Genomic DNA, 21,645 nt, shown 5'->3' on the forward strand with positions numbered 1-21,645 from the left:
AATGAAATTTATCCACTTAGCGGATGCGCATCTAGATAGTCCTTTTTTGGGGCTATCTTTTTTGCCATCTAAGAGCTCTTTACAAATACATCAGGCACCCAATAAATCGTTCACCAAGATTGTTGACTTGGCTTTAAGAGAAGATGTTGATCTCGTACTGATTGCGGGTGATACATTCGATAGTGCGCGTCCTAACCCAAGTACGCAGATTTTTTTCGCTGAGCAAATTGAACGGCTAACTAAGGCACAAATTCAAGTAGTCATGATTTTTGGTAATCATGATCACATGGCAGAAGCTGATTTGCTCGTTCCCGAAAGCCAGTATTTCAAGTTGCTTGGCAACGAAGAGAAAATCGAGTCCATTACTTGTCAGACCAAGACGGGCTTTACTTATGATGTAACGGGTTTTTCTTATTTAAATAATCACATCACAGAAGATAAGGTGAGTCAATTTCCTAGTAAAGCAGCGCATTACACTTTTGGACTAATGCATGCACAAGAAAAGACTAATCAAAGTGCTCAGGATGTTTATGCGCCTTTCAGCTTAACTACTTTAAAAGACCTGAATTATGACTATTTTGCTTTAGGTCATATTCACCTTAGACAGGTTTTAGCTAAAGCTCCGTGGATTGTATACTCTGGAAATATTCAAGGGCGCCACATTAACGAAACAGATAAAAAAGGCTGTTATTTGGGTGAAATTAATGAACAGACAAAGGAAACAACCATTCAGTTTGTTCAAACATGTCCAATTGTGTGGCAGCAACAAGTAATTAAGTTGAATTCTGAAGTTTCACAAACCGAATTGCAGAATCTAATTATCGATTCATTAAATCCAAATGAAACAACTTACTTTTGTCTGCAAATAAGCGGAGCGGAGTATTTAAATGATAAAGAGCGTGAACTGATTCAGGAAAATGATTTTTGGCGCATGATTTCCAATCAATTAGATTATGATTCTCAATTAGTAGACGTTCGTCTTTCGGCGAATAGTCAACTAAAAATCACTGAAAGTGATCTTGCCTTTTTTAATCAAGCAGAAAAAGAGCTTTTTGCTACAGACGAATTTGCTGAATTAAGTAAAGATTGGGCCAAAAAAGATGAATTCTCAAATCAATTAGAAAATGCTCCAGATTTCCTGCAGGAAGTGAAAGAACTAGCCGAGGTTAAACTGAATAGCAAGCTGAAAGGAATTAGCGATGAAGTTAAAGAAAATTAAAATTGTCAATTTCGGGCAGTTTTCTAATGTTACCTTTGACCTGTCCAGTCCTAAGCTCAACGTTTTTTATGGTACGAATGAAGCTGGTAAAAGTACGGTCGTTGCCTTTATTAAGCAGATTATGTTTGGTTTCCATTTAAAAAAACAAAGCTCAGCTTTTTTTGAAGATTACACGCCTTTAGCACGGGTTAGTCCAATGGGGGGTTCTTTATTTTTTGAAAATGACCGAGGAGACCACTTTGAACTTGAGCGCTTATATGCTGGCGGTAAAGGACTTAAAGGCGGCACATTAACGGTAAAACTAAACGAGCAGATTGTTCCAGAAAGCGTCTTTTTCGAAGAAATCAAAAATATTGATGGCGACTTTTATGCGGATAGTTTTATTTTTAATCAAGACATGCTTGCTAAAGTTGAGAAAATTCAACAAACTGACCTGTTGGAACGAATTTATTATTTGGGAGCCTCAAACAGTGACCAGTTAATCGATTTAAGAGATGACTTTGCTAAAAAAGCTTCCGAAATCTTCAAAAAGATGGGGAGTAACCCGCCACTTAATGTTCTTTTTAACAAATTAAAGGATCAGCGAATTAAGGTTGATGAAGCTGAAAACGAGTTTAATGATTATCGTACTTTGAGTGAGCAAGAAAAAACACAAGCAAGTGCACTAAGAGAGCAGGAGCAAGCTCTTCAAAAACTTCAGAGTGAGCAAGAGCAATTACGTCAACTGCAAAATCAGGTTCCTAACTACCGCAAGCTAATTGAATTAGAGCGGGAAGTGGAACAAGTTGAATTTGATCCAGAAAAATATCAAGCTGCGCAAAGACTCGATTTAGAAGCTAAAAATCTTCAAAAAGAGCAAAGTGAGCTAGAACAGCAACTTGCCAACTTTTCGTCTAATGATGAAAATCAGAATTCCTTGAAGTTGTTGGTACAAAAAAAGCCTGAAATATTGCAATGGCGCGCAGAAGACCGTGATTGCCAGCAGGACTTTCAGCAAGTTAGTCAGCAGCAGGAGCAATTACTCACTTTAAATCCAGACTTGCATCAAATCATCAATTTAACTCAGGCAGATATTATTCAACTACAAAATGATTTTGAAAAATTGCCATCTTCTGAAGACGATACCTCTAGTTCTGAAAATGCAGTTGGTAAATACGCTGCGATTGGTTCAGGCTTAATCATTGTTATCGGCATAATTCTGTTAGTTGCATCATCACCTCTAATCGGTGGGGTGGTCATGTTAATTGGCCTAGTCGGAGCTTGCTGGGGCATTGGCAAACAAAAGCGAGAAAAGCGTGTGCTCAACCAACAGGCAAAACAGGCGAAGCTGATTAAGGAACAAAGAATTACATTTTCACATAAGTATGGTCTTAATCCTGATCAGCTTGATCTTCATAGTTTGGTCAATGAATGGCGTCAATACCAAATGCTTGAGCAAAAAAAGCAGAATGATTTGCAGCATGAACGCGAGCTTAACGAGCAACTTGCAAAAATTGCAATGAAAATCAGTGCCACACTCGATCGCTCAATTGAACCTAGTTTTGAGGCCGTTATAGCTTCATTAGATGAACTTGAGAATCGGTTAGCGAACTCGCGGCACATAGCAGATCAAAGAATTGATCTGCAAAAGCGGCTGGCAAAAACTCAAGCTGAGTTGCATGATCTGAATTTACGGTTAAAGACGGCATTTGCTCAGGCACAGGTTCAAGATATGGCTGAATACCAAGCTCTGCAGGCTAAGAGTACTCGACAAGCCGAACTAAAAACTAAGATTTCTCTTTTGAAGGATAATCTTGGTGAAAATCTAGCTGAGATTAAGCAGCTTCAAGAAAGTGATCAACTTGCCAAAAAGCTAGAAACAGTCCAAATTAAAATTGACCAAAAGCAAGAAGTAATCAAGGAATTGCAAACCAAAGATGCCGAAACAAAGGTAAAAATGACCAATTTGGCGAATTCAAATGCCGTTTTTGCAGCCAAACAAGAATTAGCTAATACAGAAACTGAATTTAGAAACTTAAGTATTGAGTATCTAGCTAATTTAGCTGCTTCAAAGTGGATTTCACGCGCCTTAGACCTCGCTTCAAATGAGCGGTTCCCTAAAATGTTAAAGACAGCAAAAGAATATTTGCGACTATTAACAAATAATCGGTATAATAGTCTTAATATTGATAAGAAATTAACAGTTACTAGATTCGATGGTAAAAAGATTAAAGTACAATATTTGTCACGCGGCACATCTGAGCAGCTTTATTTTGCACTCAAGTTGGCTTTTGTTGAACAAATTAAAGATCAGATTAACTTGCCAATTTTAATTGACGACTCTTTTGTAAACTTTGATGATCAAAGAGTAAATCAAATTAAGCAGTTGTTGGGCCAGGTATCCGAGAATAATCAAGTACTTATTTTTACCGCACAAGCTGGATTAGTTGAAAAGTTACAGCTTAAGCCGCTAACTTTTACGAAAGGAACCGAGTAATGTATAAACACTTACTGGACTACAATGATGGCGAAGAATTAGAGGCGATTGTCTTAATTAAGAATTCCCAGTTAAGACATACTCAGAAGGGTAAATTATATTTGGCATTGTCTTTTGGTGATGCTTCTGGTGAAATTCGTGGAAATTATTGGGATGCAACTAATCAAGATGCTGCAACCTATAGTAGTGGCACAATCGTTGAATTGGACGGTAAGCGCGAAGAATATCAGGGTCAGCCACAAATTAAGATTTATGGTTTGCGTGTGGTAGGACCTGAAGAGGGCTATGATCTAAATCAATTTGTTAAATCGGCGCCAGAAGAAATTTCTTCAATGAAAGATGAAATTAATCAGTATGTGTTTGAAATCCTAAATCCAACTTGGAATAGAATTGTGCGCTATTTATTGAAAAAATGGGACAAGCGCTTTTTTGATTATCCAGCAGGCAAGAGCAATCACCATGCGGTACGTGGCGGTCTGGCATATCATACACTGTCAATGTTAAGAGATGCTAAAGCAATTGCCGATAATTATTCGCAAGTTGACCGTTCGCTCCTATACGCTGGCTGCATTTTACATGATATGGGTAAAGTTTTGGAATTGTCTGGTCCAGTGGCAACCCAATATACTACGGAAGGTAACTTGATTGGGCATTTAGTTTTAATTGATGAGCAAATAATGCTTGCTGCAAGAGAACTAAATTTTGATCTTGAATCAGAAGACGTTTTGTTGTTACGCCACATGGTATTGTCGCACCACGGTAAATTTGAATATGGTTCACCAAAATTGCCGGCTTTATTAGAAGCTGAGTTATTACACAGAATTGATGACTTGGATGCATCGCTTTATGCAATAACGAACGCGCTGCAAAATACGCGTCCTGGTAATTTTACAGATAACATTATGAGCCAGGGTGGAAGACGCTTTTATCGGCCAAAGAATGATGAGGCGTTGACGAAGTTTAAAAAATTAGAGTAAAAAAAGAAGTTCATTTTCTAATGAACTTCTTTTTTATTGCTTTTTATTTCTTAGAATCTGAAGTAGAAACGTAAGATGATAAGACGTTCTTCAGGTCGTTATCCTTAATTGAAACATCAGCCTTCTTTAGAACAGTTGAAATAACACTACGCATTGTTTCCTGATCTTGGGACATTGAACGATAAATTTCATCATCAATTTCCTTCTTGTGAGAAGCAAATGTACCCTTATCTGGGTGTTTAATCATTCTAATTACGTGGTAACCAGATTGAGATTTAACTGGGCTACTAGTAGTTTCGCCAGTCTTAAGTTTAAATGCTGCTTTCTTGAATGCAGGATCTAAAGTTGCATCAGTTGAATCAAATGCAGGAAGCTTACCTTCATCAGCCTTAGTACCAGGGTCTAATGAGTACTTCTTAACTAAGCTCTTGAAGCTCTTACCATTCTTTAATTCTTTAATGATGGTGTCAGCCTGTGATTTCTTAGAAACCAAGATGTGTTGAACAGTAACCTTAGGTTGATATTCTTTCCAAGCTTTGTCTTCCTGACTCTTGGAAATTTTCTTAACATCTTTTAATGCAGCTTCACTGAGTAAATTGGTCTTCAAGTTTTGTTTGAAACTTGAAACTGTCATACCGTTTTGTTGTAAAACAGCACTAAATTGAGAACCATATTGCTTTTTGTAGCTGTTGAATTGTTTATCAACTTGTTTCTTAGAAACTTTACTACCATATTGTTGCTCTAAAACATGGTTAATAATCATGTTTGCAAGAGTAGTTTGCCCTGCTTGTGATTTCTTCATTTCATCGTAGTAATCATTTTGGGTAATCTTGCCACCCTTATAGGAAGCAACTGTTTTACCACCGTTAGAACAAGCAGTGGTTGATAGTGCAATACCAGCTACAGCAGCTACTGTAGCTAATTTTTTAATATATTTTTTCATAAAATATTTCTCCACATCCTTAATTAAATAAGTCACCGACAATTAATATAACATAAACTCGCAGAACAAGTTTTTAAATTTACAGAATTCATTCAAAAAACAAACTTTCTTTAACAATTTTTAGAATTATTTGTTCTTTGAAGTACTTTGAACCAGTTTATCAAGTTCTTGCTGTAAACTATCAACTATGCGAGAAACACTAAGTTGGTAATACTCAATCTCTTTTTCTACTTCAGTCAATCCCTGCTTAGCAATCGGCGTTGCATCTTTTAATTCTTGTTGGGCCGTTTTTAAATCAGCGATGGCATTAGTCAGACTCTTAACATCATCTTTAACACCATTAAATTGCTTTTGAACTGGTTTAGCTAAACGATTGCCATTTTTATCTTCAAAAAGAGAGAGGACCATCCCGAATCCTGCACCTACGGCAAGTCCTAGGCTAAAATGTTTCATTTTTTCTCCTTAAAATTGTGCTTTAATCTGATCAGCAATCTTTTGATAGTCGTCAGGAGTGTATTTATCTTCATTATTCCGGGTGGCAAGTTTTAAGCCATCGCCTTCAAAACGGGGAATGAAGTGAATATGTGAGTGCATTACAACTTGACTAGCACTTTCACCATTATTGGTGGTAACGTTCATTCCAGTAATCTTAGGATCAAATTTCTTAATTGCATTGGCAATTGCCGGAATATACTTTAAGTACTTTTCTGCATCTTCGGCAGTATAATCAAATAAGTTTGTGAGATGCTTTTTGGGCACCATTAAGGTATGTCCTGGATTAACCTGTGATAAATCTAAAAAAGCTTTAACGTCATCATTTTCGAAAACGGTATAACTAGGAACTTCACCACGAATAATTTTGCAAAATAAACAGTCTTTATCTAATTCATCCATTTTTAAACCTCTTGATTTTGAAATTTAGTTTCCATTAATATCATGCTATCATATAAAATAAGTAAATTCACTAAAAGAAAGATAGGAATTATGGTTCTAAAAATAGAGCATTTGACTGGTGGCTACACTGGTGTGCCAGTCATTAACGATATTAATATTGAAATCAAACCAGGAGAAGCATTAGGCATTATTGGACTTAATGGTGCTGGAAAATCTACTACAATTAAACATATTTTAGGATTGTTACGTCCGCAAAAAGGGAAAATTAGTTTAAATGGAATAGAATTAACTAAACAACCAACTGAATTTAAGCGACAAATTGCTTATATTCCGGAGATACCAGTTTTATATCCTGAACTGACCTTAAAAGAGCATCTAAATTTAACAATTTTAAGCTATCAACTGGATGAAGATAAGGCTTGGCAAAGAGCGAATAAGCTGTTAACGATGTTCAGGTTGGAGGACAAGCTAGAGTGGTTACCAATTCATTTCTCCAAAGGGATGAAGCAAAAGGTGATGATCGTCACTGCGTTTCTAGCAGACACGCCACTTTTAGTGATTGACGAGCCATTTACTGGTCTGGACCCACTTGCTGTAGCTAATTTAATTGAACTGATTAAAGCAGCGATAAGTGACGGTAAAATGATTTTGATGTCGACTCATATCCTAGCTGATGCAGAGCAAGCAATTTCAAATTATGCGGTATTAAACAATGGGGTAATTGATGTTGTAGGTAATCTGACTGAAATTAGGCAGCACTATGGTCTAAAAGATAGCGATTCTTTTGACAAGATTTACCAAATCTTAAATCAGGAGCAACGTCATGCGTGAGTTAGCTCAAAAAAGATTACACAAAAATTTACAGCAGTCACTTAAGTACTTGGTGTTAGTTTTTAATGATTTCTTTATACTAGCCCTGATTTTTCTATTCGGCGCATTAATGTTTTGGTACGCGCAGAGTATGAAAAAGATGCCTACTGGATTATGGTTTTACCGCCCGCTAGTTGGAGTAATTATTTGGCTACCCTTAATTTCTGGAAAACTAGTAACTTTGCTAGAACCAGCTGATTTGCATTTTCTCTTACCGCAGGATAAGCAAATGCGTGACTATTTAAAACCAATGCTAAATTATAGCTTGATTGTACCCACAATTATTTTGGTACTTATTGTGGGAATCTTGTTTCCCTTCGCGACACTTAAAGCTGAAATATCCCCAGTAGCGTACGTTATACTTGCAGTAGTAGTTTTATTGGCAAAAGTTCTGCAGTTGAAATTAGAAGAATATAATTTATATTCGAGTCATAAGCTTTCATTGCCACTACTCAGCTTGCTACTTTTACTTGGCTTAATTTGCAGTGCCACTTGGACAATTTGTAGCTATATAGCTGTCATCTTGATTTTAGGTGCTTTTTTTATGCTTGCACAAAAGCAAAAAAATGTTGCGTTATTTGATTGGCAATATGCGGTTAACCAAGAACAAGGTAGAAAAAATCGTGTTTATAGTGCCTTTAGCATGTTTACTGATGTAAAAGAAAAGAAAATTAGTATAAAGCGGCGCAAGTATTTAGACTTTTTGCTACCAAAATCTTTGGCAAAAGAAGAACCAAATAAATTCTTATACCGTCGTTCTTTGTTGCGTAACCCGGAATACCTTAATTTACTGGTAAGAATGACTGCATTTGCAATTTTAATCTCATGGATAGTTCAGAACTGGCTTTGGGCATTTGGTTTGTCATGCTTAGTTATTTTTCTGACCGTTTACCAGTTATTACCCTTGGTATCTGAATTTGATGATAACGTTATGTATAGAATTTATCCGATTGAACGCGAAAAAAGGGGCCAAGATTTAGTAGCAGTACTTAAATTAGCGCTAGGCCTGCAATGGCTTATTATTAGCTTGTCTTGGCTAATTATCTTACCAATTAGTTTGCAGTTAGCTGAGGCAATCCTCGGTCTATTAATTTTTAGTATAATTATTTTGTGGTTATACTTACCAATCAAAATCAAGAAAAGGAAGATTTAAAAGTGAGATTACGGAATAAGCCGTGGGCAGTTAAGTTGGTACAGGAGCATCCAGAAAGTGTATTAGATCGTCCTGATCCTGAAAAACAGATTGATTGGTCACAGCGTTTTGCAGACTGTTCCAGACCATTGGAAATTGAAGTTGGGTCAGGCAAAGGACATTTTATTACCACTTTGGCTGAACAAAATCCTGATAAGAATTTTGTTGCACTTGAACTGCAAGTGACAGCTGCCGGAATGATTTTGCGAACCAAACTTGAAAAGAAGCTGGATAACTTGCAAATTTTATGTGCTGATGCAGCTGACATTACGGCATTTTTCGCTGCAAATAGCGCTGATACACTATACTTAAACTTCAGCGATCCATGGCCTAAAACAAAGCATGAAAAAAGGCGTTTAACTTATAAAACCTTTTTAGAAAAATATAAAAAGATTTTGAAGCCTGGAGGTCAAATTGAGTTTAAGACTGATAACTCAGGATTATTCTCATATTCAGTCGCCAGCATGAACAATTATGGTATGCATTTTGACTTTGTCTCTGTTGATCTTCATCATGAAAATGAGGAGATTGTAGCAAAAAACATTGAAACTGAGTATGAGCACAAATTTGCTGCTAAAGGTAATCCAATTTACGCTCTTCATGCAGATTTTGGAGTAGAATAGATTAGATATTTATCTAGATGAGTGAGGCTAATGAGATGGAACAAATTAAAGAATTAAACAAAGAAAAATTATCAGAGATAACTAAAAGTGGTCGAGTGGTTTTAGAATTTTCAGCTGACTGGTGCCCTGATTGTCACTTTTTAGATCCATTTTTACCTGAAATTGAACAAGACTTTTCTGAAAGTAAGTTTTACCAAATTGACCGTGATGGTTCAATTGATGTGGCTAAAGAGTTAAACATTATGGGGATACCATCATTTGTGGTCTACCAAGATGGCGAAGAAATTGGTAGACTAGTTAATAAGGATCGTAAAACCAAAGACCAAGTTGAAGACTTTTTGCGGTCATTGGACTAAGTGAAAGAGGATTGAATTTTGATGATTACTAGTATTAATAAACGTAGCTATCCCAATACTTTGATTGTTATTTTAGGTCAAGATCAAGGTAAGAGTGAATATGAAGAAAAAGGTAATATTACTCGTATTACTGATGAAAAAGGGAACGTCACTGGTTTCAACTTTTTCAACGTTGATAAAGTTATTGACTATGATAAGTTACCAGACGGTCAAGTCAAATTATCAGATGCAGATTTGAGTGCATTGAATAAAGCGTTAGCAGATGCCGGTTTTGCTGAGGAACTTGCATATGGTAAACCAACATTGGTTTACGGCTTTGTTAAAACTTGCGATAAGCACCCTGATTCTGATCATTTACATGTCACTACAGTTGAAGTTGGTAACGGCGAAGAACATCAAATTGTTTGTGGTGCTCCTAATATTGCTCAAGGACAAAAGGTAGTTGTTGCCTTACCAGGAACTTTAATGCCTAACGGACAAATGATTTGGCCTGGCGAATTACGTCATGTTGATTCATACGGAATGATTTGTTCAGCACGCGAATTAGGCCTTGAACATGCTCCAGAAAAACGTGGCATCATGGTTTTACCAGATGATTTTCAAGTTGGAGACGAATTTGATGCTGCTAAATGTGATGAATTATTAGCTAGCGGTAAAATCAGCCTATAAATAAACATAAACTTCACGGTTAACGTGAAGTTTTTTTATGGTTAAAAACGTAAAACGGTAATTTGAGATTTATTTTTGTGATTAACTGTTTATTTGAACTCTGCTCTTTTTACTGCAACAATGGTAAAATAATAAACGATGAAAAATAGATTTTGGAGCTAAGATATGTTAGACAAGAACAAGCAAATTTGGTTTATTGGAATTAAGGGAACAGGAATGGCTGCCCTAGCATTATTACTTAATGATCTAGGTTATGAAGTGAGCGGTAGTGATATTGAAAAATATACATTCACGCAGGAACCACTTGCAAAAGCTGGGATTAAAATTGCTCCTTTTAGTGCTGACAATATCAAAACTGAAGGTCAAGTAATTGTTAAAGGGAATGCGTTCAAAAACGATAATGTTGAAGTTAAGGCTTGTGAGGACAAAGGGATTAGCTGGCAAAGCTATCCTGATACGGTTGAAGAAGTTGTTGCAATGCATACAAGTATTGGTGTGGCAGGAACTCATGGCAAGACCTCAACGACTGGAATTCTTGCTCGAGTAATGAGCGAAGCAGCGCCAACTTCATATCTAATTGGAGATGGTGAAGGAAAAGGAATCAAGAGTTCACGCTTTTTTGTCTACGAAGCTGACGAATATCGCCGTCACTTTTTGGCCTACCATCCTGACTATCAGATTATGACAAATATTGATTTTGATCATCCTGACTACTTTAAGGATCAAGCAGATTATACTTCCGCCTTTCAAACTGCTGCAGATCAGACAAAAAAAGGTTTATTTGTTTGGGGTGGCAATGAACGTCTACGAGAACTCAAAGCAGCAGTCCCTAAATATACTTACGGGTTTGAAGCTAATGATGATTTTCAAGCAGTAGACGTCAAGCGAACAACAGAAGGCTCCACCTTTAGTGTTTTGGATCACGGTCAAAGGATTGGTGAATTCACAATTCACTTGTTTGGCGATCATAATATCTTGAATGCAACGGCTGTTATTGCTGTTGCTCACACAGAGAAGATACCTTTGGAAGATATCAAGCAAGGGCTCCTTACGTATCAAGGAGCTAAACGCCGCTTTTCCGAAAAGGATTTTGGCGATATTAATATTATCGATGATTATGCTCACCACCCAACGGAAATGCGGGCAACGATTCAAGCAGCTAGACAGAAGTTTCCTGATAAGAGACTTGTAGTTGTCTTTCAACCGCATACTTTTTCGCGAACTAAGAAGTATGCGCATGATTTTGAAGAAATTTTAAGTGGTGTTGATAAAGCATACGTTACCCCAATTTATGCTTCTGCCAGAGAAGCAAGTGGCGACATCTCGAGTGAGGATCTAGTAGCTAAGATTCCCGGGTCCGAAGTAATCAACCTCGAAAACATTGCTGACCTGGCTCAAAATAAAGACAGTGTGATTGTCTTTATGGGTGCAGGTGATATTCAAAAGTATGAAGACGCTTTGGAAAAATTAATTTAATTAAAAAATGGCCGTTACTTATTAGGTAATGGTCATTTTTATTTATTAAAGTCGTATATAGTATTTAGGACTATAATTGATAATGAGGTGATATTATGAAGTTAAAGAAAAGAATTGCATTAGGTGCCATAGGTGCCGTAGCAAGCGTTCTGGCGTTAGGATCTTTTGCAACAGTAAGTCAGACAAATGAAGTGCTTGCAGCAACGACAACTACGAATACAATGAAATTAGTGCATGGCGCTTATGTCTATAATAAAAATGGTAAACGACTCAAGAGATTTCAGGGCAGTAGATACAAGACTCATTTGTATAAAGGAGCAACTGTAAAGTTTGCTGATAAGCTTGAATCAATCAAGCCCAATACTAAGCAGTACTTCCTTTTAGATGATGATAATTATCACCAAACATGGTTACCATATACTAAGATTGGCAAAAGCTATTATTACAATATAGGTTCTGGTGGTTATATTAATGCGGCCAATGTTGGCCAGATTAATCAAAAACCGCTTTATACTGCTGAAGCAACCGTTAAGGTAAAAACTCCTAATTCTTTTCCTGTTGGTCGTGGAAAAGACAATATGATGATTAAGAATAATCAAAAAATTAAAGTAGATCGTACCACGTTAAAGCAGGAGGATCCATCTGCAGTTCCTTCTTACCGTATTAGTGGTACAAAGACTGGTTTTTTAGCAAAATCAGTTGTAGTAACTCCACCAAGACAGAAATTACTGACTTTTAGTGGTTATACCTATGTTTTAGTTAATGCCAGTATCAATACTTTTAACAATAAAGGTGAAGTTAGAGAAAACCAACAGCCACCATTTGAAGCTTATAGACCTTTTGGTAAAGGTGATAAACTACCAGTAGATGAATTACTTTATATTTGGTTACCAAAAGAAAATAAGGCTGCGTTGTTTTATCATTTGCTAGGTGATTCAGGTATGGGTGATATTGTTTACGTGGACAATTCTAAAGATAATTTGAGCTATCTTAAAGCAGATGACTGTAAATATATCGGAGGGCCATACTTGACACCAGTTAATACGCCTGAGCAGGCTAAAGCTGATACCCAGCTAGCAACAAGCACTGATAAATCAGACTTGCAGAAACTAATTGATCAAGAAAATGTAGTTAAGAATTCAGAATCATACAAGGAATTTAAACATGACGGTTATGATGCAGCGTTAGCAACTGCCAAAAAGCTTGTTGCTTCAGATACTGCAACTGTAATGGAAGTCAAACAAGCAACCTTTGTCCTAAAAGGACAGCAAGAAAAAGAATTGAAGTCGCCTGACGAACTTAGTCTTCTAGATTATGTAACCGATACGAAGCCATATTAGGTGTTGATTTAATAGTTTTTATTAAGCATTAGAAATTCTGTAGTTAATTTAAGAACCAAACTAAAAATTTTAGTTTGGTTTTTTCTTTATTAATTTTATTTTTCAGCTAAAATAGAGATTAAAATTTTTAAAAAAGTAGTTTGAGGTAATTATGAATTTACAAAAAAAGATGCTTAAAGGCGCAGTAGCTGGAATGATAACGCTTGGGCTTGTAAGCCAGTTAGCAAGTTTTAACGCTGCAACTGTTAAAGCAGCAACAGGCAATAACAATCTTGAATTAGCGCATAATGCCTATATTTTTAATCAAAAGGGTAAAAGGATTAAAAATTATCATGGGCAAAAGAATAATGCATATTTGAAAAAGGGCACGAGTATAAACTTTTCTGGTTCTATTAAAGAAGTTGAACCTAACACTAAAAAGTTCTATTTGTTAAATGAAGATCGTGAAAAGCAATCTTGGTTACCATATAAGATGATTAAGGGCCAATGTTATTACAAACTTAGCTCTGGTGGATATGTTAAAGCAAACAATGTTTATCGAATTGCTGGTCATCCCTTATATACTGATCAAGCAACTGTTAAAATTGCCAATTTAAAAAAGAACGAATCATACAAAATCGGTGTTGGTAAAGACAGTATTAACTTAAAAAATGGTAAAAGCTATCAAGTTGACCGTGTGACTGGTATGTCAGGCCAATCAGGTCTTTCGATTGAATATCGTGTTCGCGGAACTAAGACTGCCTTTATTCCAGAAACCAAAATAAAGGCTAAACCTAAGCAACAGTTGCAAACTTATACGCAAGCTAGTTACATTATATTTACCCAAAAAGCTGGAACTTATAATGTGGATGGTTCAGCTCGTCCTACAGCTGATCCTAACTCAACTTTTGCTGCTTATGATGTTTACCCAGTTGAAAGTGCAACTTATTTGTGGAATGCTAATGACAATAAGGCAGAACTATTTTACTTGTTAAAGGATTCCTGGAACGAGCCTCGTTTTTATTCATTAGCTAATTATCACGCACAAGATTTTGCTGGGTTAGTTTATGTTAAGGCAGATACAACTGAATATGAATCAGGTCCAGTTTTAAAACCAATTAACACACCTGAGCAGGCTCAAAAAGATGCTAAGATAGCAGTCAAAGAAGACAAACAGGAATTACAAGATTTAGTAGATCAAGAAAACATTACGCCATACCAAAGCTCGTCTTTGAGTAATCTTGAAAATCGCTTTAAGGCTGCACTGAAGTTAGCTAAAACTACACTAAGTTCTGATAAGGCAACAATTGCAGAAGTAAAAGCGGCAAAAGCAATCTTGGTTAAAACCCAAAATGATTTATCTCATTATGATAAGTCACAAGCCGAAAGTGATGCTATTTTAGGTGCTACTACACCATGTATTATATGGATCAGTACAATGAACTAAATAAAGACTAACCTAAAAGACTGAGTTTTCAGTCTTTTTTGCTGTTCAAAATTAATAAGTTAAGTAAATTGCAAGATAGATCAGTATTGTGCCAGAAAAAAGGAAAAACTGGTAAAATGATTAATGAATACTAGACTAATTTAACTGTGAGGAGATCTAATGGCTAACCAAAAACTACTTTTAATTGATGGTAATTCTGTTGCCTTTCGTGCTTTTTATGCATTATACCGTCAGCTTGAGAACTTCAGGAATCCTGAGGGACTACATACTAATGCCATTTATACATTTAAAAACATGCTCGATGTCTTACTTAACGATGTTAAGCCTGACCATGTGTTAGTTGCTTTTGATGCGGGCAAAACTACTTTTAGAAATAACATGTACGCTGATTATAAGGGGGGACGTCAAAAAACACCAGGTGAATTGTCCGAGCAATTACCATATATCCAAGAATTGCTGCATGACTTAGGTATATCGACCTATGAGCTGGAAAACTATGAAGCGGATGATATCATCGGTACTTTTTCTAGAATCGGTGAAGAAAATGGTTTTGACGTAACAATTGTGACTGGTGATAAGGATTTAACTCAATTAGCTACTGAAAAGACTACGGTCATGGTGACTAAGTCAGGTGTAATGAACTTAGAGGCTTACACACCGGAACACATGAAAGAAGTTAATGGTGTTACACCAACTGAATTCATCGACATGAAGGCCTTGATGGGTGACAATTCCGATAATTATCCTGGAGTAACCAAGGTAGGGCCCAAAAAAGCTTCGCAATTGGTCCAAGAATATGGTTCAGTTGAAAATCTTTATGATCATATCGACGAAATGAAGCAGTCAAAATTAAAAGAAAACCTGCTGAACGATAAAGACAAGGCTCTTTTGGGTAAAAAACTTGCGACTATTGATTGTCAAACTCCAGTTACGATTGGAATTGATGATATTAAGCGTAAGGATATCGACTATCCAAAATTACGACGTTTTTATGAAAAAATGAATTTTAGAAAATTTTTAAGTGAACTTGATCCTAACGCTGCAGATTCAGAAAATCAAAATGATGAAAATGAAAAAGTTTTGATGGAATACACAGAATTGACAAAAGATGATTTAGCAAAAGTTGATGCTAAAGAAGGCGACACCATTGTCTTTTACCTAGGGATGCTCGGACCTAATTATCATTTAGCTGATTTTGTTGGTTTTGCATTTAAAATTGCTGGTCAAATTTATGTCAGTCGCGATGTTGATTTATTAAAAGAGCAAAATCTGCAACATCTATTAGAAGATGAAAAAATCAAAAAGGATGTTTTTGATTTAAAACGTACGACAGTTGGACTTAACCGACTTGGAATTCATGCACATGGAATCGATTATGATATGCTCCTTGCTTCATACTTGATTAACAATGAAAATAATTCGGATGACATGGCTGAAGTTTGCCGGATGTATGGTAATAATTCTGTTAGAAGTGATTTGGACGTCTACGGCAAAGGAAAGAGTGAACAAATTCCTGAAGATGATAAGGTTTTGTTTAATCACCTTGCAACCAAGGCTGAAGCAATCGAAAGCTTGAAGGAAACCTTACTTGCTAAACTTAAGGAACATGAACAGGATGATCTTTTTGCTAGCATCGAGATTCCCGTTGCGCGCGTTTTGGCAAAGATGGAAATTAATGGTATCAAGGTATTACCTGATACATTAACCCAATTGCAAGATGAGTTTGCCGGCGAATTGTCCAAAATGGAGAAGGAAATTTATGAAGAAGCTGGCGAAGAGTTCAATATTAATTCGCCAAAACAGCTTGGTCATATCCTGTTTGAAAAAATGGGCCTTAAACCAATCAAAAAGACTAAAACTGGCTATTCGACTTCAGTTGATGTTTTAAATCAACTGAAGGATGAGAATCCAATTATTGAAAAGATTCTTTCTTATCGTCAAATTGCAAAAATCCAGTCAACTTATGTTAATGGTTTGCTTGATGTCATTCAAAAAGACGGACGTGTACACACGCGCTATTTGCAAACTTTGACCGCAACAGGACGTCTTTCTTCAGTGGATCCTAACTTACAAAATATTCCAACTAGAACAGAGGAAGGAAAGCAGATTAGAAAAGCGTTCGTTCCCAGTCAACCTGATGGTTATATTTTCTCTTGTGACTATTCACAAATTGAATTGCGGGTTTTAGCTCAGGTTTCAGGTGATGAGCAGATGCAAGAAGCGTTTAGAACGGGTTATGATATCCACGCTCATACTGCAATGAGAATTTTCCACTTAAAGTCAACCGATGAAGTAACACCATTAATGCGTCGCCGTGCAAAGGCAGTTAACTTTGGTATTGTTTATGGTATTTCAGATTATGGCCTGTCTAAAAACTTAAATATTAGTCGTAAGCAGGCAAAAGAATTTATTGATAACTACTTTGAACAATATCCACAAATTAAAGATTATATGGATAAAGCGGTGAAAGTTGCTCGTGAAAAGGGTTATGCGGAAACCATTATGCATAGACGTCGGTATCTTCCTGACATTCATGCGAAGAATTTTAATGTCCGTTCTTTTGCAGAAAGAACTGCAATCAACTCACCAATTCAAGGATCTGCCGCAGACATTATTAAAATTGCAATGATTAATATGCAGCAAAAGTTAGATGAAATGCACTTGAAGACTAAGATGGTTGTCCAGGTTCACGATGAATTGATTTTTGATGTTCCAAAAGATGAGCTTGAAACAATTAAGAAGATTGTGCCTGAAGTAATGCAATCAGCAGTTAGATTAGATATTCCTTTAGTTGCTGATTCAGGTTATGGTCACAACTGGTTTGATGCCAAATAAGGAGTATAAGTAATGCCAGAAATGCCAGAGGTTGAAACGGTACGTCGAACCTTATTACCACTGATTAAAGGAAAAACAATAAAAAAAGTTACGTTGTGGTACCCCAAAATTATTGCCAGTGATTCGCAAGAATTTGAACAGCAATTAGTTAATAAGAAAATAGAAACGATTGATCGCTATGCGAAGTACTTGTTGATTAGGTTGAGTGGGAACTTGACGGTAGTTTCTCATTTGCGCATGGAAGGCAAGTATCGCTTAGTTAAAGAAAATACGAAAAAAGATAAGCATGATCATGTTCAGTTTGTTTTTACCGATGGCTCAGCTTTGAGATATAACGATGTTCGTAAATTTGGTAGAATGCAGTTAGTTAAAACTGGAACGGAAAAAGAAATAACTGGTATCAGTAAACTGGGCCCAGAACCTAATTCACCCGCTTTTACAGTTGCTGCTTTTACTAGGGGACTTGCGCGCAAGAAAAAGAGTATTAAGAATACGCTTCTTGATCAGTCAGTGGTTGCCGGACTAGGTAATATCTATGTTGATGAAGTTTTATGGGAAACCAAAATTCATCCTTTAAGTATGGCCAATGCACTACCAAAAACCAAAATTAAGCAGCTTCACGATAACATTAATTCTCTAATTGAATTGGCAATTGAGGAACGAGGAACTACGGTTCATACATACCTTGACGCTAACGGAAAAACCGGTGGTTTTCAGGAAATGCTCAAGGTTTATGGTCATAAGGGTGAGCCATGTGTTCGTTGTGACACACCACTAGAAAAAATAAAAGTTTCGGGCCGAGGGACTACATTTTGTCCCCACTGTCAGGTAATTTATAAATGACTTTAGTACTTGGCTTAACAGGTGGAATTGCAAGTGGGAAAAGCACGGCAGATGCTTTTTTCCTTAAGCGCAATTTACCTGTTATTGACAGCGATGTGATTGCACATGACATTTTAAATATCGGTCAGTTAGGTTATAAAAAAGTGATTAGTTACTTTGGCCAAGATATTTTAAATTCTGATCGGACACTTAATCGCAAAAAGTTAGGACAAATTGTTTTTAATGATCAAAGTAAGCTAAATGTGCTTAACAAGATAACACATCCATTGATTTTTAGCGAAATTGAAGATAAAATTACGCAAAATAAACTTTTTAAAAAACCAGTAGTTATTGTAGATGCACCTTTACTATTTGAAACTAAAGTGAAAGATTATTGCGATAAAACCTTGTTAATTGCGGTTCCAGAGGAGTTGCAAGTGCAGCGATTAATGACACGTGATCGCCTAAATAAAACTGAGGCTTTAAATAGAATAAAAACACAGATGCCGCTATCGCAAAAGGAAAAATTAGCAGATTATGTCATCACAAATACTGGTACAATAAAAGAGCTAGAAACTAAATTAGCAAACCTGCTATGTGAACTAAAAGAGGAGGACTAAGATGGAATGTCCTAATTGTCGGCAAAATGCCTCACGTGTAATCGATTCGCGTCCAAGTGATGAAAATCGTGCAATTAGACGCAGAAGAGAATGTGAAAACTGTGGCTTTCGCTTTACTACTTTTGAACGAATTGAAACAACGCCATTATTAGTAATTAAGAATGATAATACTAGAGAGCCGTTTAATCGTAAAAAGATTCTGCATGGTGTAATGGCAGCTGGACAAAAGCGCCCAATTACCAGTGCACAATTTGAAGAACTAGTTGATCACGTTGAAAACAAGGTTAGACAGCAAGGTGTAAGTGAAATATCTTCGAAAAAAATTGGTCAGTTGGTAATGGATGAATTAGCTGAACTAGATGATGTTGCTTATATTCGTTTTGCATCGATTTACCGCGAATTTAAAGATATGTCGAGTTTCATGAAGACAATGGAGGATATGATTGCTAAAAGAGAGAAAGGAAATTAGAAATGTTTGAGACAGATAATCCCAAACAACCTTTTTTTATTGCTAATCATATTGACCTATATCCAGCTGATATTCGTATTTTAGTAAAGCTTTATCAGCCTTTAATTGGCTCTCTTGCTCTTTCCATGTATCTTAGTCTGAATGAAGACTATAATTCTGGTGCAATGCTATCTGATTCAACTGGCTTATACGCGTTACAAGAACAGCTTGATTGCAACCTTAAAAGTCTTTTTATTGCGCTGCATAAGCTTGAAGGTACTGGTTTGATTCAAACACGCATGATTGAAAATGAAATTATGGGTCAGGTACTAGTTTTTCAGCTAGCAAAGGTGCCAAGTAGTAATGAATTTTTTGCTACTCCTCTTTTAGCCAGTTTGCTTAAGGAAAAAATTGGTGTTAGCGCATTTCAAAAACTGAGTCATGTTTTTGCCCAAGAAGGTAGTCAGAACTTAAACCAACCTAATGGCTTAGCGACCGCAACTGATGTTTCTGCCTCATTCATGGACGTCTTTCGTTTACCTGATCAAGAAGCAATTGAACCTTCAATTGAAGTGAAACAGGCTGCTCAAGAAAACCAGATTCCTAAACCTGTTAAGGCAAGTATCAAACAAGATGACAAGATTGACTGGGATTTTATGAAGCAGCAGTTTGAGATTTATCAGATTCCGGAGACAGAAATTGATTGCAACCGCCAAGCAATTCGGGCCATTATGCGCACCTATGGTTTGTCCGAACAAGAATTTGTTGATGAGGCTTTGTCGTGCTTACACGGAGACTATCAGCTTGATATGTCCTTAATTAAAAAGACAATCGCAAACAGTATCCATGCTCAAACAACACGTGATCAACTTAAAAGAGTTACGCGTACTGAAGAAGCTAGTCCTTCAAATGCGCATTTTAGTGAACAAGAACAAAAACTTTTACAACTTGCGAAGAGTAAATCTCCAGCTCAGTTTTTATATTATCTAAAAACTGAACGTCATGATTATGTTGATGCTAGCGAATATCATGTCCTTGACAGTTTATATAATGAAAAAGGGATACCAGCTGAATTGCTGAATCTTTTGACCTACGCTTGTCTAAAAAGCGCACCGAATATTTCCTATCGTTTAGCAAATAAAATCCTGCATGATTGGTTGCAACATGGTGTCAAGACAGGTGAGCAAGCACTTGACTATATGAACAAACGTGAGCAAAATAAAGGAAAATATCCTCATTATACTCAGGCAAAAAGGGTTGAAAAGGCAACAGACTGGAGCAAGAAAAAAGCTACAGTTAAATCAGACGTTTCTTCGGCAGATTTAAAGAACTTTTTCAAGAACTTTGAAGACCAAAATGGCATGAAGTAGGTGAATCTATGGAACCGATTAATAAATTTATTTCTGGAAAGAATCATCCAGCAGCTAAAAAAATTGATCCAGCTCAGATTAGGCAGCAAGTTTTAACTGAACCGGCTGTCAGTCAGTTCATTAGCGCTCATCAGGACAAAATAACGGATGAAATGATTGATAAGAGTATGTCTGCTCTTTTTGAATTTTATTTGTTTCAACAAAATAAAAAGGATCCAGTCACACAAGGCTTTAAACCGAAGTTGATTCTAAATACTAATGCGATTGATATTACTTACGTTCCTGAAGACAGTAAGATTGAACATGATCGGGAAGTTAGTGCCAGAAAGAATCTGCGTTTAATTGATCTGCCAACCAGTTTGCATGATGTTAAACTCAGTCAAGTTGAGATAACGCCTGAAAGAAAGCAAGCAATGGCTGATATTGGTCAATTCTTGAGTGCGTACTCTAAGAATATTCATCAAAAAGGTCTATTTTTATCAGGTAGTTTTGGAGTAGGTAAAACTTTCATTCTTGCTGGCTTGGCAAATTCACTTGCATTGATGAATAAGCGTGTTGTTTTCATGCATGTGCCTAATTTTATTGCCGGTCTTTCAAGTCATTTTAATGATAATAGCCTGCCGGAAGAGGTACAGCGAATTTCAAATTGTGATGTACTAATTTTGGATGATATTGGTGCTGAAAATCTCAGTCAGTGGTCTCGTGACGAAGTTTTAGCAGTAATCCTGCAATCCAGGATGGACAATCAATTGCCGACTTTCTTTTCTTCCAATTTCTCGATGAACGATTTGGAAGAACATTTTAAGGAGACTAAAAATGCAATAGATCCAGTTAAAGCTGCAAGACTAATGGAAAGAGTACGGACTTTGGCTAAAGAGGTCGTTGTTTCTGGTCCTAATAGACGACGCTAAATTAAAAATAAGTTAAAACAAAAAGCACTTAACTAAAAAGTGCTTTTTGTGATTTTTATTAAAAAAGTTCTTGCAAAAAAATGTTAGATATGTATAATTATCTTAATTGAATGAACATGATGCAGCTCAAGTCAGAGAGAATCACATTATTCTGGAAGTGGTTCAATGTAGATGTACC

The 21,645-nt window shown here is 36.4% G+C and carries 20 protein-coding genes; 17 read left to right on the plus strand and 3 right to left on the minus strand.

All coding sequences use genetic code 11. The features are described 5' to 3' along the window. Nucleotide 1 precedes the first annotated feature (1 nt). Genes H3T48_RS02755 through H3T48_RS02765 form a run of 3 tightly spaced genes read left to right on the plus strand, consistent with a single transcriptional unit; the run spans nucleotide 2 to nucleotide 4,672 of the window. Entirely contained in the window at nucleotides 2-1,219 is a 1,218-nt protein-coding gene (locus tag H3T48_RS02755; protein ID WP_198188365.1) for a DNA repair exonuclease, read from the plus strand. Continuing rightward, nucleotides 1,200-3,695 carry an AAA family ATPase gene (locus H3T48_RS02760; RefSeq protein ID WP_198188367.1) on the plus strand — a complete coding sequence of 832 codons (2,496 nt, stop codon included), beginning with the start codon at nucleotides 1,200-1,202 and terminating at the stop codon, nucleotides 3,693-3,695. Before H3T48_RS02755 ends, H3T48_RS02760 begins: the two co-directional genes overlap by 20 nt. Next, on the plus strand, nucleotides 3,695-4,672 hold the full coding sequence (locus H3T48_RS02765) for a 3'-5' exoribonuclease YhaM family protein (RefSeq protein WP_046307314.1): 978 nt from the start codon (nucleotides 3,695-3,697) through the stop codon (nucleotides 4,670-4,672). The genes H3T48_RS02760 and H3T48_RS02765 overlap by 1 nt, the downstream gene beginning before the upstream one ends. 43 nt (nucleotides 4,673-4,715) lie before the next feature. Here the strand turns inward: H3T48_RS02765 and H3T48_RS02770 are convergent, their stop codons facing one another. From H3T48_RS02770 to H3T48_RS02780, 3 genes are all read right to left on the minus strand, one after another. After that, the gene (locus H3T48_RS02770; protein ID WP_198182296.1) at nucleotides 4,716-5,615 is read right to left on the minus strand and encodes a peptidylprolyl isomerase PrsA; all 900 of its coding nucleotides are present in this window, start codon (nucleotides 5,613-5,615) and stop codon (nucleotides 4,716-4,718) included. A gap of 126 nt (nucleotides 5,616-5,741) precedes the next feature. Further along, nucleotides 5,742-6,068 (minus strand): hypothetical protein, encoded by a 327-nt coding sequence (locus H3T48_RS02775; protein WP_198188369.1) that lies wholly within the window; start codon nucleotides 6,066-6,068, stop codon nucleotides 5,742-5,744. Nucleotides 6,069-6,077: 9 nt separating this feature from the next. Then, nucleotides 6,078-6,509: an HIT family protein gene (locus H3T48_RS02780; RefSeq protein ID WP_198188371.1), complete on the minus strand. Its 432-nt coding sequence runs from the start codon at nucleotides 6,507-6,509 to the stop codon at nucleotides 6,078-6,080. 90 nt (nucleotides 6,510-6,599) lie between these two features. On the opposite strand from H3T48_RS02780, the gene H3T48_RS02785 reads away from it, so the two are divergent. From H3T48_RS02785 to dnaI, 14 genes are all read left to right on the plus strand, one after another. After that, on the plus strand, nucleotides 6,600-7,340 hold the full coding sequence (locus H3T48_RS02785; protein ID WP_198188668.1) for an ABC transporter ATP-binding protein: 741 nt from the start codon (nucleotides 6,600-6,602) through the stop codon (nucleotides 7,338-7,340). Continuing rightward, nucleotides 7,333-8,532: an ABC transporter permease gene (locus H3T48_RS02790; RefSeq protein ID WP_198188372.1), complete on the plus strand. Its 1,200-nt coding sequence runs from the start codon at nucleotides 7,333-7,335 to the stop codon at nucleotides 8,530-8,532. Before H3T48_RS02785 ends, H3T48_RS02790 begins: the two co-directional genes overlap by 8 nt. Before the next feature lie 2 nt (nucleotides 8,533-8,534). Continuing rightward, entirely contained in the window at nucleotides 8,535-9,194 is a 660-nt protein-coding gene (gene trmB / locus H3T48_RS02795) for a tRNA (guanosine(46)-N7)-methyltransferase TrmB (protein ID WP_046307305.1), read from the plus strand. Between the two features lie 35 nt (nucleotides 9,195-9,229). After that, nucleotides 9,230-9,550, plus strand: a complete 321-nt coding sequence (locus tag H3T48_RS02800) for a thioredoxin family protein (protein WP_074425038.1) — start codon at nucleotides 9,230-9,232, stop codon at nucleotides 9,548-9,550. 21 nt (nucleotides 9,551-9,571) lie between these two features. After that, nucleotides 9,572-10,219: a YtpR family tRNA-binding protein gene (gene ytpR / locus H3T48_RS02805; RefSeq protein ID WP_198188373.1), complete on the plus strand. Its 648-nt coding sequence runs from the start codon at nucleotides 9,572-9,574 to the stop codon at nucleotides 10,217-10,219. Between the two features lie 165 nt (nucleotides 10,220-10,384). Further along, nucleotides 10,385-11,695, plus strand: coding sequence for a UDP-N-acetylmuramate--L-alanine ligase (murC, locus tag H3T48_RS02810; RefSeq protein WP_198188374.1), 1,311 nt, complete (start codon nucleotides 10,385-10,387; stop codon nucleotides 11,693-11,695). A 95-nt stretch (nucleotides 11,696-11,790) separates the two neighbouring features. After that, nucleotides 11,791-13,035, plus strand: a complete 1,245-nt coding sequence (locus H3T48_RS02815; RefSeq protein ID WP_198188375.1) for an SLAP domain-containing protein — start codon at nucleotides 11,791-11,793, stop codon at nucleotides 13,033-13,035. Nucleotides 13,036-13,186: 151 nt separating this feature from the next. Beyond that, nucleotides 13,187-14,461, plus strand: coding sequence for an SLAP domain-containing protein (locus tag H3T48_RS02820; RefSeq protein WP_198188376.1), 1,275 nt, complete (start codon nucleotides 13,187-13,189; stop codon nucleotides 14,459-14,461). A gap of 159 nt (nucleotides 14,462-14,620) precedes the next feature. Then, nucleotides 14,621-17,296, plus strand: coding sequence for a DNA polymerase I (polA, locus tag H3T48_RS02825; protein WP_198188378.1), 2,676 nt, complete (start codon nucleotides 14,621-14,623; stop codon nucleotides 17,294-17,296). A gap of 12 nt (nucleotides 17,297-17,308) precedes the next feature. Then, nucleotides 17,309-18,139 carry a DNA-formamidopyrimidine glycosylase gene (gene mutM, locus H3T48_RS02830; RefSeq protein ID WP_198188386.1) on the plus strand — a complete coding sequence of 277 codons (831 nt, stop codon included), beginning with the start codon at nucleotides 17,309-17,311 and terminating at the stop codon, nucleotides 18,137-18,139. After that, nucleotides 18,136-18,738 carry a dephospho-CoA kinase gene (gene coaE / locus H3T48_RS02835; RefSeq protein WP_198188388.1) on the plus strand — a complete coding sequence of 201 codons (603 nt, stop codon included), beginning with the start codon at nucleotides 18,136-18,138 and terminating at the stop codon, nucleotides 18,736-18,738. Before mutM ends, coaE begins: the two co-directional genes overlap by 4 nt. Nucleotide 18,739: 1 nt before the next feature. Beyond that, entirely contained in the window at nucleotides 18,740-19,207 is a 468-nt protein-coding gene (gene nrdR, locus H3T48_RS02840; protein WP_046307290.1) for a transcriptional regulator NrdR, read from the plus strand. Nucleotides 19,208-19,209: 2 nt separating this feature from the next. Next, nucleotides 19,210-20,556, plus strand: coding sequence for a DnaD domain protein (locus H3T48_RS02845; RefSeq protein WP_198188391.1), 1,347 nt, complete (start codon nucleotides 19,210-19,212; stop codon nucleotides 20,554-20,556). An 8-nt stretch (nucleotides 20,557-20,564) separates the two neighbouring features. Then, entirely contained in the window at nucleotides 20,565-21,467 is a 903-nt protein-coding gene (gene dnaI, locus H3T48_RS02850) for a primosomal protein DnaI (RefSeq protein WP_198188397.1), read from the plus strand. Nucleotides 21,468-21,645 lie beyond the last annotated feature (178 nt).

This window comes from Lactobacillus sp. M0403 (assembly GCF_016101265.1).
GTDB classification, from domain to species: domain Bacteria; phylum Bacillota; class Bacilli; order Lactobacillales; family Lactobacillaceae; genus Lactobacillus; species Lactobacillus apis.